This is a genomic window from Brevundimonas sp. TWP2-1, assembly GCF_049897645.1.
Taxonomy (GTDB): domain Bacteria; phylum Pseudomonadota; class Alphaproteobacteria; order Caulobacterales; family Caulobacteraceae; genus Brevundimonas.
This window is the reverse complement of record NZ_JAFCWR010000001.1, coordinates 674,712-687,822: the sequence shown is the minus strand read 5'-3', so window position 1 is coordinate 687,822 and position 13,111 is coordinate 674,712. Positions and strand designations below refer to the sequence as shown.

Sequence of the window (13,111 nt, the reverse complement as noted above, 5' to 3'; positions counted from 1 at the left end):
CCGCGAGTCCCGCTCTAACCAGAGCCATGACCGAGGCTGTCGATCCGCTGCGCCCTGCCGCCAAGACATGGGATCGCACCCAGCCGATCCTGTTCGCCGTCGCCATCTTCACCTCGGCCTGTCTGGTCTTTGTCGTCCAGCCGATGGTGACGAAGCTGGTGCTGCCGACGCTGGGCGGTTCGCCGTCGGTGTGGAACGCCTCGATGGTCTTCTTTCAGACCGCGCTTCTGGCGGGCTACGCCTATGCCCACCTTTTGCAACGCATCCCGACGATGCGGGTGCAGGTGGGGGTGCATCTTGGGCTGTTGATCCTGGCGGCGCTTTTCCTGCCGTTGCAGATCAGCGGCCTGCTGGGCGATCCCGATCCGTCGCAGCCGACGCTATGGCTGCTGGCGACCCTGACCCTGTCGGTCGGCGCGCCGTTCGCGGTGCTGTCGGCGACCGCGCCCTTGCTGCAGGCCTGGTATGCGCGAGTGCGCGCGGGCCATGCGGACGGCAAGAACCCCTATGTCCTCTATGCCGCGTCCAACCTGGGCAGTTTCCTGGCGCTCCTGGCCTATCCGGTTCTGATCGAGCCGCTGGCCAGTCTGTCGGATCAGCGGATCGGCTGGAGCCTCGGCTATGGCCTGTTCGTGCTGATGGTCGTGATGCTCGGGGTGCAGGTCTGGCGACGGCGCGAGGTCGGGACCGCCGATCCGGCGCCGCTGACGATCAGCCCGCCCATCGCCTGGCGCGAGAAGGGGATGCTGGTCCTTCTGGCCGCCGCACCGTCCAGCCTGATGCTGGGAGTGACGGCGCATCTGACCACCGATGTGGCCTCGGCGCCCTTCCTGTGGGTCATACCGCTGGCGCTGTATCTGCTGACCTTCGTCATCGCCTTCCAGACGCGACCGGCGATCCCGCCGGCCTTGGGCCTGGGACTGCACGGCGCGATGGCGGCGGCGTGCGCGGCCCTGATCGCGTTCCGAACCGGCGAGTGGCTGCTGGTCTTCACGGTCAATCTGGCGGCCTTCTTCTTCACGGCCCTGATGTGTCACCAGCGGCTGGCGGCGCGGCGGCCGGCGCCGGATCGGCTGACGGAATTCTATCTGCTGCTGTCGTTGGGCGGGGTTGTCGGCGGGGTCTTCAACGGCCTGATCGCGCCGGCCGTGTTCAACATGGTGTGGGAGTATCCGCTGGTCCTGGTCGCGGCGGGGCTGCTGCGGCCCTGGAGCCGGCGCGAGATCCGCCCGTGGGAGATCATCTGCTGCGTCGCGGGCGTGGTCATCGCCTTCCTGGGGCCGCTGTCGATGGAGGCGGTGCGTTATGCGCCCGACGTGCGTGCAGCGATCCCGGATGCGCAACTGGTGCGAATCGCGCAGGGCGTACTGGGCATCGCGACCCTGTTCGCCTTTCTGGTGCGGGATCGGGCGGTTCTGTTCACCGTGGTTCTGGCCTCGATCGTTTGGTCCGGTTACCACCTCGCGCGCGGCTATGACTGGGCCCTGTCGGAGCGCAGCTTCTTCGGCGTGATGCGGGTGGCCAAGATCGACGACCCGCTGATGGGCGGGCCGGTCCACGTCCTGATGCACGGCACGACCCTGCATGGGGCCCAGGCGCAAGGGGCGCAGAACCTGTGTCAGCCGACCCTATATTACGCGACCTCCACACCCTTGGGGCAGGCGATGCTGCAGATGCAGGCGCGGCGTCTGGACGGCGCGCGGGTCGGGGTGGTGGGCCAGGGGTCTGGCGCCATGGCGGCCTACAAGCGGGCGCAGGACCAGCTGACCTTCTTCGAGATCGACCCGATGGTGGACCGGCTATCGCGCGATCCCGAATGGTTCAGCTTCATCAACGGGTGCGCGGATGGGCCGGTGCGGACGGTGATGGGGGATGCGCGGCTGACGATGGATCGCGAGCCGGCGGGATCCTACGACCTGCTGGTCATCGACGCCTTTTCGTCCGACGCCGTGCCGACACACCTGCTGACGGTCGAGGCGATCCGGGGCTATCTGCGGCTTCTGGCGCCGGATGGGGTCATGGTGCTGCACCTGTCGAACCGGAACCTGGAGATCACCCTGCCGGCCGAGGCGGCGGCGCAGGCGCTGAAGGTCCCGCATCTGCATCAGGTCTATATCGAACAGTCAGGTCAGGGGGACATGGCCGAGGCCTCGACCGAGGCCCTGCTGATCGGCAAGAGCCAGGCGTCGCTGGAGGGTTTCAGCGACGATGGGCGCTGGCGAAAACTGTCGCCAACGACGGTTTGTCCGTGGACGGATGATTACGTCAATCTGTTCGGCTCACTGGTCCGGCAGATGGAGATGGCGGCGCGTTAGGGCGCCGGTAGCTCGACGGTCGCCACGGCCTGGGCGGCTAGGCCTTCGCCGCGTCCGGTGAAGCCAAGCCCTTCGGTCGTGGTGGCCTTGACGCTGACGGCGTCGAGCGGGAGGTCCAGCAAGGCGGCGATGCGGTTGCGCATGGCCTGGCGATGCGGCTTCACCTTGGGTCGCTCGCAGATCAGGGTGACATCGACGTTGACGATGCGTCCGCCGCGCTGAGCGACCAGTTCCGCGGCGTGGATCAGGAACTGATCCGACGAGGCCCCCTTCCATTTCGGATCGGTGGGCGGGAAGTGATCGCCGATGTCGCCCGCCGCGATGGCGCCCAGGATGGCGTCGGTCAGGGCGTGAAGACCGGCGTCGGCGTCGGAGTGACCGATCAGGGTCTGATCGTGCGGCACCTCGATCCCGCACAGCCAGACCGAGCCGCCCGGTCCCCAGCGATGGACATCGTAGCCGGAGCCGATGCGGGTCTGACGGGGCAGCAGGGCCTCGGCCATGGCGAAATCCTCGGGATAGGTCAGTTTCAGCAGGCGGGGATCGCCCTGGACCAGGGCGACTTTGCCGCCATTGCGCTGGACGACCACGGCTTCGTCGGCCGGGGCGGCGACATCGGTCCAGGCGGCGTAGGCGGCCTCGATCACGCGACGGCGGAAGGCCTGGGGCGTCTGGGCGCGCCACAGGCCGTCGCGTTCCACCACGTCGGTCATTACCTGGGCCTCGCCACGGCGCAGGCTGTCGGCGACAGGCAGGACGGGCAGGGCGCCGTCGGCGGTTTCGAGGGCGGACAGCAGGCGCTCGATGACGGCGCGGTCCAGCAGGGGGCGGGCGGCGTCGTGGATCAACACCGGCTGATCTGGCGCGCAGGTCAGAGCCGCCAGACCGGCGCGGACCGAATCGGCGCGAGCGTCTCCCCCTGCGACGGCGCGCCAGCGGGGCAGGTCGGACAGCAGGTCCGCCACGCGATCCAGGGCGTCGGGGGCGACCACGACGATCAGTTCGTCGGCGCCGGCGTTCAGCAGAGCCTCGGCCGACCAGCGCAAAACGGGCTTGCCGCACAGGGTGCGCCACTGTTTGTCGCCGCCGGCGCGCGAACCGGAACCGGCCGCGACGATGATGCCCGAGAATGTCATGGCGGCCTTGATAGTGCGCGCCGCGACGGGGCGAAACCATCAATCGGCCGCGGTCATGCTTGACGAAGGGGGCTGGGATGCTGCGAAAGACGCCTATGGCCAAGACCTTAAAGATCGGCGACGTGACCGTGCACGGCCAGGTGCTGATGGCGCCGATGACCGGGATCACCGATCTGCCGTTCCGCGTTCTCGCCTCGCGGCTGGGCGCCGCCTATGTCGCGACTGAGATGGTGGCGGCAAAAGAGCTGGCGCGCGCGAGACCCGACGTGGTGCGGCGTGCAGCCGTGGGGGCGGGCCTGCCGCTGACGGTGATCCAGTTGGTCGGGCGCGATCCCGAACAGATGGGCGAGGGCGCGCGCATGGCCGAAAAGGCCGGGGCGGACATCGTCGATCTGAACTTCGGCTGTCCCGCCAAGGAGGTCACGGGTTCGGCTGCTGGCTCTGCGTTGATGCGGACGCCGGATCTGGCCTGTCGGATCATGGAGGCGGCGGTGAAGGCGACGAGCCGGCCGGTGACGGTCAAGATGCGGCTGGGCTGGGACGACGACTGCAAGAACGCCGCCGAACTGGCCCGGCGCGCCGAGGCGATCGGCGTCAAGGCGGTTACGGTGCACGGCCGCACGCGCAAGCAGTTCTATACCGGCCAAGCGGATTGGGATGCGGTCGGGGCGGTCAAGGCGGCTGTGGGCATTCCCGTCATCGTCAACGGCGACATCATCACGGCCGATGAGGCGCGCGAGGCGCTGGCGCGGTCGGGCGCCGACGGGCTGATGCTGGGGCGTGGCGTCTATGGCCGGCCGTGGCTGGCGGCGCATCTGGAGCGGGCGCTGATCGACGGCGTGGCGCTGGATGAGCCGGGGCCGGACGAACGGCTGGCCATCGTGATCGAACATCTACGGGCGTCGGTCGAATTCTATGGCCTGCCGCTGGGGCTGAAGATGTTCCGCAAACATCTGGGCTGGTACATCGAACAGGCGCCCTGGCCGGCCGATCCGCAACACCGACGCGAGGCCAAGGCAAGAATTTGCCGACTGGACGAGCCTCTGGCCGTTGAAGCGGCCATGCAGGACCTGTGGCGGCCGGATTTGCCGCAAATCCGCAAGTCTGCTGTTGAAAATGCGCCACAGGTGTTGGAGACTGCTGTGGCATGACGGATACGCCTTCAGCAAAGACCGCTTCGCCCGACCTCGCGTCGGATGACGGGTCGTTCTGGGGGTGGGTCGACACGGAGCGGGCGCGGACCGGGTTCGGGTTGGCGTTTTTCCTGGCCGTCGCGATCACGGCGGCGGCGATCTGGCTGGTCGCTGTGGCCCCTGGCGCTACATCGGGCGCGGCGCGTGGATCAAGCAGTCAGATCGCGCTGATTGTGTTGGCCGGCAATCTGGTCCTGATTTCCGGTCTGGCCTTCATCGTCGGAAGGCGTGTCCTAACGCTGGCCCGCAGCAAGGAAGAGGCAGGGTCACGCCTGCATCTACGGTTCGTCGCCCTGTTCTCGATGGTGGCGCTGATCCCGTCGGTGCTGATCGCCCTGGTGTTCGGTGTGCTGGTCAACCGCGGCGTGGACCAGTGGTTCAGCGAGAACGTCAAATCCTCGGTCGATAATGGCGCCATCATCGGCCGCGCATATGTCCGAGATGTCGCCGCTTCGATGGATGCGGATCTGGTGACGATCTCGGATCAGTTGGATAGCGCGCGCGGACTTTTTGACGACCGGATTCAATTCAACGCTGCATTGGCGCAGGTTGGCGATATCTTCCAATACCCGGCCATTTATATCGTCAATGGGAATGGCGAAGTTCTGGCGCGAGCCGAACAGCCTGGCGCACCGCCTTATTTGGCGCCGCCTCGCAGCTACATCGAAGCTGCAGGTCAGGGCGGCAAACCGCCCACCGATGTCACGCAAAATCCTGACACCGTACGCTCGATCATCGCCTTGCCGGCTTATGGCGATGCCTACCTCTATCTGGTGCGCCCCCTTCAGGATGGATTGATCGCGCGGATGAACGCTTCGGATCAGTCGATCCAGGCCTATCGCGAGGCGCAGGATAGCCGTGCGCGGATCCAGTCGGCCTTCATCCTCAGCTATCTGGAGACGGCGCTGCTGGTGCTGGTGGGCGCGGTGTGGCTGGGGATGTCGGCGGCGAGCAGCATCTCGGCGCCCATCGGACGGCTGGTGAAGGCGGCAGGGCAGGTGGCGGGCGGCGACTTCACCGCGCGGGTGGACAGCGACGGCGCTCCGGCCGAAATCGCCACCCTGTCGGACGCCTTCAACCGCATGACCGGCGATCTTCAGGCGCAGCAGGCGGCGCTGAAGGCGGCCAGCGACGAGGCCCACGACCGGAGCCGGTTCATCGAGACCGTCCTGTCGGGCGTCAGCGCCGGCGTCATCGGCCTGGACAAGCGCGGGCGAATTTCCGCCATCAACGAAAGCGCCTTGCAGTTGCTGCACATCGAAGACGCCGAGGTGCTGGGGCATGAACTGGCGGCTCTTTCGCCCGAACTCAGCGATCTCGTGCGCCGCGCCGAGGCTCATATCGAGGAAGACATCGACGTCAGTCGCGGCGGGGATACCAGCCGTCTGCGGGTCCGCATCGAGGGCGGGCTGGGCGGCGAGATGGTCCTGACCTTCGACGACATCACCCGCCTGGTGACGGCGCAGAGGAACGCGGCCTGGCGTGACGTGGCCCGCCGCATCGCCCACGAGATCAAGAACCCGCTGACGCCGATCCAGCTGTCAGCCGAGCGGCTGAAGCGCAAATATCGTTCGCGGATCGGCGAGGACGTCGAGATCTTCGATCGCTGCACCGACACCATCATTCGACAGGTCGGGGACATCGGTCGGATGGTGGACGAGTTCTCGTCCTTCGCGCGGATGCCGGCGCCACGCTTCGCCCCCGAAGATCCGGCCGAAATGTTGCGCGAGGCGGTGTTCGCCCAGCGGGTGGCGGCGCCGGATATCGTGGTGGACATCACCGAACCCCTGCCCAAGGCGACCTTGCATGCCGACGGCCGCATGGTGGGGCAGGCGCTGATCAACATCCTGAAGAACGCCGGCGAGTCCGTCGCGGCGCGTCGTTTGACGGCCGGAGAGGCGGCGGCGTCGGACAATGCGGGCGTGATCGCCTCCCTGACGGTCGAGGACGGCGTCGCCACCTTCGTCGTCGAGGACGACGGCGTCGGCTTGCCGGCGCGCGACCGCGACCGCCTGACCGAACCCTATGTCACCACGCGCGAAAAGGGCACAGGGCTGGGCCTGGCCATCGTCAAACGCATTTGCGAGGACCACGGCGGCGAGCTGAAGCTGGCCGACGCCGAAACGCTTCGTGGCGCGCGCGTGTGCATAATCTTCCCCCTGAAACCCCACGGCAAAAGCGGCGACGGCGCGGAGCGCAGGCTCCAGACCCTGGCCGCCGAATAGCGAGGCAAGATGCGACCAACCGGTTCCGACATTCTCGTCGTCGATGACGAGGCCGACATCCGCGACCTGGTGTCCGGCCTGCTGGAGGACGAGGGGCACGCCGTGCGCGTCGCCGCCAACTCCGACGAGGCCCTGGCCGCGATCCGGGCCAGGAAGCCGTCGCTGGCGATTCTGGACATCTGGATGCAGGGCGGTGGTCTGGACGGGCTCGAACTGCTGGAGGTGGTCAAGGAGCTGGACCCCGACCTGCCCGTGGTGATGATCTCGGGCCACGGCAATATCGAGACGGCGGTCACGGCGTTGAAGCGCGGCGCCTACGACTTCATCGAAAAGCCATTCAAGTCGGACCGGCTGGTGGTCGTGGTCGAGAGAGCCATCGAGGCGGCGACCCTGAGGCGGGAGAACCGTCGACTGCGCGTGCAGACCATGACGCCGTCGGGCCTGATCGGTCGGTCGCAGGCGGCGCAGGCGCTGCGCAGCACAATCGCCAAGGTGGCCCAGGCCAACAGCCGGGTCCTGATTTCCGGACCGGCCGGGTCCGGCAAGGAGCTGGTCGCGCGCCAGATCCACGAGGCCAGCCCCCGCGCCCGCGCCGAATTCGTCGCCATCTCCGCTGCGGGTATGACGCCCGAACGGCTGGATCTCGAACTGTTTGGGGAGGAGGGCCAGGACGGCCGGCCGCGCAAGATCGGCGTGTTCGAGCGCGCCCACAACGGCACGCTTTATTTGGACGAGATCAGCGACATGCCGCGCGAGAGCCAGAGCCGCATCCTGCGGGTTCTGGTCGATCAACGGTTCCGCCGGGTCGGCGGCGAGCAGGACGTTCAGGTCGATGTGCGCGTCGTGACTTCCACCTCGCGCGACCTGAAGACCGAGATCGCAGAAGGGCGTTTCCGCGAGGATCTGTTCCATCGTCTGAACGTGGTGCCGATCCGCGTGCCGGCCCTGTCGGAGCGACGCGAGGACATCACCGAGCTGGTCGAATATTTCGTCGAGACGATCAGCGCCTCGCAGGGGTTGCCCAAGCGGATGATCGGCGACGACGCGGTGGCCGTGCTGCAGGTCCATCCTTGGCCGGGCAATATCCGTCAGCTACGCAACAATATCGAACGGCTGCTGATCCTGGCGACCGGCGATCCGGCCGAGACGATCACCGCCGACATGCTGCCGCAGGAGGTAGCGACCTCGAACAGCGGGTCTTCGTCGCTGGGCGGCGAGCGCACCATCGCGCTTCCTCTGAGAGAAGCGCGAGAGGTGTTCGAGCGCGAATATCTGGCAGCGCAGATCATGCGGTTCGGAGGCAATATCTCGCGCACAGCCGCCTTCATCGGCATGGAGCGGTCGGCCCTGCACAGAAAGCTGAAGTCGTTGGGCGTATCCCCCGCGCGCGGCGGCGAAGAGGAAGAGCCGGCCTGATGTCCCGCGTCGCCTATGTGAACGGCGCCTACAGCGCCCACGGCGAGGCTGTCGTGCATATCGAGGACCGGGGCTTCCAGTTCGCGGACGGCGTCTATGAGGTCTGGTCGGTGTTCGACGGCAGGTTGGCCGATTTCGAAGGCCACATGACCCGCCTGCACCGCAGCCTTAGCGAGCTGAAGATCGATATCCCCATGAGTGCGGGATCGTTGGGCGTGGTGCTGCGCGAGACCATCCGGCGCAACCGGGTGCGCGATGGGCTGGTCTATCTGCAGGTCACGCGTGGGACGGCGTCACGCGATCACGCCTTTCCGACGGACACCGCGCCGAGCGTCGTCGTGACGGCCAAGCGGCTCGACCTGGCCAAGGGCCAGGCGATGGCGGCCAAGGGTGCGGCCGGGGTGACCCGGCCCGACATCCGCTGGGGCCGTTGCGACATCAAGACGGTGGGCCTGTTGCCGAACGTGCTGGCCAAACAGGCGGCGCGCGAACGCGGCGCCTATGAGTGCCTGATGTATGACGAGATGGGTCTGATCACCGAGGGATCGTCCACCAACGCCTGGATCGTGGACGAGGACGGCAGGCTGCGGACGCGCGATACGCAGGCCAACATCCTGCGCGGCGTCACGCGCGAGGCGATCCTGAAATTGGTCCAGGCCGAGAGCATCGAACTGGACGAGCGACCCTTCTCGGTCGAGGAGGCCAAGCGGGCGCGGGAGGTGTTCGTCACCGCCGCCAGTTCCTTCGTCATGCCGCTGGTTTCGCTGGACGGCGTGAAGATCGGTGACGGCAAACCTGGGCCGATCGCGACCCGCCTGCGTGAGGTCTATCTTGATCAGGCGCGCCGCGACGCCATTTAGGGCGTTGCCCGAGCGGGGAGGCGGCGGTTATTGTTAAAGCCGGTCGCACCGACCACGCCGCTCCCACGGCGAACAATGAAGAACAGGAAAAACCTGCCATGTCGCAAGACAAACGTCAGAACCTTCAGGACACCTTCCTCAACTCGGTCCGCAAGACCAAGACGCCGCTGACCATCTTTCTGGTCAACGGGGTCAAGCTGCAGGGTATCGTGACCTGGTTCGACAACTTCTGTGTGTTGCTGCGCCGCGATGGCCAGTCCCAGTTGGTGTACAAGCACGCCATCTCCACCATCATGCCGTCTGCGCCCGTGCAATTGTACGAGCCTGACGCCGAAGAAGACTGATTGACCCAAAAACTGATCGACCATTCCGTCCCGCTGATCCGGGCGGTCGTCATCCATCCCGACCGACGCTCGGACAGCCCTCGGCTGGCGAGCGAGCGCCTTGAGGAAGCCGTGGGCCTCGCCCGCGCGCTGGATCTTGACGTGCGCGCCGAAGAGATCGTGCGACTGCGTGGGACCACGCCGGCCACCCTGTTCGGAAGCGGCAAGGTCGAGGAATTGGCCGCGCTGGTTCGCGCCGCAGACGCTGAGGCGGTCATCATTGATGACGCCCTGACGCCGGTGCAGCAACGCAATCTGGAGAAGGAATGGGAGGTGAAGGTCATCGACCGCACCGGCCTGATCCTGGAAATCTTCGGACGACGTGCGCGGACCAAGGAAGGTCGATTGCAGGTCGAACTGGCGCGCCTGGACTATGAAAAGTCGCGGCTGGTGCGGACCTGGACCCACCTTGAGCGGCAACGCGGCGGCACCGGCTCGACCGGCGGCCCCGGCGAAACCCAAATCGAGCTGGACCGTCGACTGATCGCCGACCGAATCGTCAAGCTGAAGGCCGAGTTGGAGGACGTGCGCCGGACGCGTGGTCTGCACCGGAAACAACGCCAGAAGGCGCCGTTCCCGACCATCGCCCTCGTCGGCTACACCAATGCCGGCAAATCGACCCTGTTCAACCGGCTGACGGGATCCGAGGTCTTCGCCAAGGACCTGCTGTTCGCGACGCTGGACACCACCCAGCGCACCATCCGCCTGCCGCAGGGCCGTCCGGCCATCGTCGCGGACACCGTGGGCTTCATCTCCGACCTGCCGCACGAACTGGTCGAGAGCTTCCGCGCCACCCTGGAAGAGGTGGGCGAGGCCGATCTGATCCTGCACGTCCGCGACATCGCCTCGGCCGACAGCGACGCCCAGGCCAAGGACGTCGAGACGGTGCTGAAACAGATCGAGACGCCGGAGGGCAAGACCCGACGGGTGCTGGAGGTCTGGAACAAGATCGACCTGCTGGACGACGAGGCGCGCGAGGCCGTGCTAGGCCAGGCCGAACGTCTGTCGAAGGAAGGCGAGGCGGTCGCTGTCTCCGCCTGGACGGGCGAGGGGATTGAACCCCTTCGCCAGATCATCGCGGGCCTGATCGACGATGACCCCGAGACACAGTTGACCCTGGAGCCTGAGCACGGCGAGGCCATGGCCTGGCTTTATGAGCATGGACGTGTGATCTCACGAAATACGGATGAGCTTGGCCGTACTGAGGTCACTGTACGACTGCATCCTGCGGCGCTGGGGCGATTCGAACGCCTGTATCCCGACCTGGCCGACTGACATTCCATGCATCTGATCGAAACCGTCCTGCTTCTGCTTCTGGCCGTGGTGGTGTCGGGTTCGGTCGCGCGGATCACCCGCATCGCCCTGCCTCTGGTGCAGATCGCACTGGGTGCGGCGATCGTGCTGATCACCGGGTCCACGGTCGATCTCGAACCGGACATCTTCTTCCTGCTGTTCCTGCCGCCGCTTCTGTTCCTCGACGGATGGCGCATCCCCAAGGAAGCCCTGTTCCGTGACCGGGCGGTGATCCTGGAACTTGCCCTGGGGCTGGTGCTGTTCACCGTCGTCGGCCTGGGCTTCATGATCTGGTGGATGATCCCCGAGATGCCGCTGCCCGTGGCCTTCGCCCTGGCCGCCATCCTGTCGCCGACCGATCCCATCGCGGTCCAGGCCATCGCCTCGCGCGCGCCGATCCCCAAGCGGCTGATGCATATCCTGGAAGGCGAGTCGCTGCTCAACGATGCGACCGGCCTGACCTGTATGAGGATCGCGGTGATCGCGGCGACCACGGGCGCCTTCTCCATCGGCAGCGCCATGGGGACCTTCGCCTGGCTGGCCCTGGTCGGGGTGGCGGTCGGCGTGCTGATCACGATGGGGATCAGCTATGCGAAAGGCTTCGTCAGTCAGCGGTGGGGCGAGGATGTCGGTGCGCAGATATTGGTCAGCCTGCTGATCCCCTTCGCGGCCTATCTGGTGGCGGAAGAACTGAACGCCTCGGGCATTCTGGCGGCGGTAGCGGCCGGCGTGACCATGAGCTTTACAGAACGCAGTCTGTTCGCCGGCCAGTCGATGGCCGTGACGCGCATCCGGCGGGGCGTGGTCTGGGACACGGTTCAGTTCGTCGCCAACGGCATCATCTTCGTGATCCTAGGCGAGCAGATGCCGTCGATCATGTCGCGCGCGGCCGAGGTGGTGGCGGGCACCAGCCGGCCGGAGGTCTGGTGGCTGGCCGTCTATGTGTTCGGCATCGTCGCCGCCCTGGCGACGCTGCGTTTCGTCTGGGTCTGGACCTCGCTGAAGCTGACGCTGTTCCGTCGCCGCCATCGCGAGCCGCCGGCCAAGGTCGGCTTGCGGCTGACTATGGTGATGTCGTTGGCGGGCGTGCGGGGCGCGATCACCCTGGCCGGTATTCTGACCTTGCCGTTCGTGCTGGCTGACGGGTCGCCAATGCCGTCGCGCAGCCTGGCGATCTTCCTGGCGGCGGGGGTGATCATCGTGTCGCTGCTGGTCGCCACCTTCGCCCTGCCACGCCTGTTGAAAGGTGTGGAGTTGCCGCCCGAGCCCTCGCACGAGCGCGAGGAAGATCGCGGTCGTGTGGCCGCCGCCTCGGCCGCCCTGCGCGCCATCGAAGACGTGTCGCACGCCATGGCCGAGGGCAAGCCGAACCCGGACCTCTATTCCGATATCGCCAGCCGGATCATGGAGATCTATCGCCAGCGGATCGAGACCCATACGCGTTCGGACGAGGACGACGCGGTCCTGTCGCGCAAGATCGATCATGTGGAGCGGCGGCTGTGGCTGGCGGGACTGGCGGCCGAGCGTGACGAACTGGTTCGTCTGGCGCGCGTCAGGCAACTGGACGAAGTGACGGCGAAGAAGATGATCCGAGAAGTGGATCTGCAGGAGCTGCGATATCTGTAGGCGTCAGCGGTCCATGAAGGCTGCGACCGCCGCGTAGCTGTCGGCGATATGGTGGGCGCCGCGCGCGACCAGGCGGTCGGCGTGGCCGTCGCGGATATGGCCGCCGGCGGTCAGGCCGACCACGGTCATGCCCGCCGCGACGCCGGCGGTGACGCCCGCCTCGCTGTCTTCGATCACCAGAACGCGGGCCGGGTCGACGCCCATGCTGTCGGCGGCGTGCAGGAAGATGTCGGGGTGGGGCTTGCCGCGTTCGACCACCAGGCCGGTGAAGACGGCGCCGTCGAAATGATCGGTCAGGCCGAACAGGTCCAGGCCGACGCCGATCCAGTCGGGGCCGCTGGACGAGGCGATGCAGCGGGCCTCGGACCGGGCGGCGACGAAATCGATCATGCCGGGCACGGGCTTCAGATGGATCGGCGCGCGGGCGCGGCAGGTGGCGAACCAGGTGGTGTGGAAATCCTCGGGGCAGGCGCGGCCCAGCGCGGCTTCCACAGCGGGCCGATTGTCACGCCAGCGTTTACCGGTATAGGCGGCCAGCACATCGTCCAGCGCGGTCGGCAGGCCGATGGCGGTCAATTGCTCGGCCATGACTGTGCTGTTCAGCACCTCGCTGTCGGCCACGACGCCGTCGTAGTCGAAGATGATCAGGTCGTAGGGCATGCGG

The 13,111-nt window shown here is 66.8% G+C and carries 10 protein-coding genes; 8 read left to right on the top strand and 2 right to left on the bottom strand.

The genetic code is table 11. From position 1 onward, the window contains the following. Positions 1 to 26 precede the first annotated feature (26 nt). On the top strand, positions 27 to 2,315 hold the full coding sequence (locus ACP7BH_RS03570; protein WP_425983658.1) for a spermidine synthase: 2,289 nt from the start codon (positions 27 to 29) through the stop codon (positions 2,313 to 2,315). Here ACP7BH_RS03570 and ACP7BH_RS03565 read toward each other — a convergent pair. Next, positions 2,312 to 3,451: a bifunctional 2-C-methyl-D-erythritol 4-phosphate cytidylyltransferase/2-C-methyl-D-erythritol 2,4-cyclodiphosphate synthase gene (locus ACP7BH_RS03565; RefSeq protein WP_425983660.1), complete on the bottom strand. Its 1,140-nt coding sequence runs from the start codon at positions 3,449 to 3,451 to the stop codon at positions 2,312 to 2,314. The two genes, ACP7BH_RS03570 and ACP7BH_RS03565, sit on opposite strands and share 4 nt — an antisense overlap. 95 nt (positions 3,452 to 3,546) lie before the next feature. On the opposite strand from ACP7BH_RS03565, the gene dusB reads away from it, so the two are divergent. The 7 genes from dusB (at position 3,547) to ACP7BH_RS03530 (ending at position 12,447) form a co-directional block, all read left to right on the top strand. Further along, positions 3,547 to 4,602, top strand: coding sequence for a tRNA dihydrouridine synthase DusB (gene dusB / locus ACP7BH_RS03560; RefSeq protein ID WP_425983662.1), 1,056 nt, complete (start codon positions 3,547 to 3,549; stop codon positions 4,600 to 4,602). Further along, a complete protein-coding gene (locus ACP7BH_RS03555; protein WP_425983664.1) occupies positions 4,599 to 6,869 on the top strand; it encodes an ATP-binding protein in 2,271 nt (756 codons plus the stop codon). Before dusB ends, ACP7BH_RS03555 begins: the two co-directional genes overlap by 4 nt. A gap of 9 nt (positions 6,870 to 6,878) precedes the next feature. After that, positions 6,879 to 8,285 carry a sigma-54-dependent transcriptional regulator gene (locus ACP7BH_RS03550; RefSeq protein ID WP_425983666.1) on the top strand — a complete coding sequence of 469 codons (1,407 nt, stop codon included), beginning with the start codon at positions 6,879 to 6,881 and terminating at the stop codon, positions 8,283 to 8,285. After that, positions 8,285 to 9,145 (top strand): D-amino-acid transaminase, encoded by an 861-nt coding sequence (locus tag ACP7BH_RS03545; RefSeq protein WP_425983668.1) that lies wholly within the window; start codon positions 8,285 to 8,287, stop codon positions 9,143 to 9,145. Before ACP7BH_RS03550 ends, ACP7BH_RS03545 begins: the two co-directional genes overlap by 1 nt. Before the next feature lie 98 nt (positions 9,146 to 9,243). Next, positions 9,244 to 9,489, top strand: a complete 246-nt coding sequence (gene hfq, locus ACP7BH_RS03540; protein WP_003164861.1) for an RNA chaperone Hfq — start codon at positions 9,244 to 9,246, stop codon at positions 9,487 to 9,489. After that, on the top strand, positions 9,490 to 10,803 hold the full coding sequence (hflX, locus tag ACP7BH_RS03535) for a GTPase HflX (RefSeq protein ID WP_425983670.1): 1,314 nt from the start codon (positions 9,490 to 9,492) through the stop codon (positions 10,801 to 10,803). A 6-nt stretch (positions 10,804 to 10,809) separates the two neighbouring features. Continuing rightward, the gene (locus ACP7BH_RS03530; protein WP_425983672.1) at positions 10,810 to 12,447 is read left to right on the top strand and encodes a Na+/H+ antiporter; all 1,638 of its coding nucleotides are present in this window, start codon (positions 10,810 to 10,812) and stop codon (positions 12,445 to 12,447) included. Positions 12,448 to 12,450: 3 nt separating this feature from the next. Here the strand turns inward: ACP7BH_RS03530 and ACP7BH_RS03525 are convergent, their stop codons facing one another. After that, the gene (locus tag ACP7BH_RS03525) at positions 12,451 to 13,107 is read right to left on the bottom strand and encodes an HAD family hydrolase (protein WP_425983674.1); all 657 of its coding nucleotides are present in this window, start codon (positions 13,105 to 13,107) and stop codon (positions 12,451 to 12,453) included. Positions 13,108 to 13,111 lie beyond the last annotated feature (4 nt).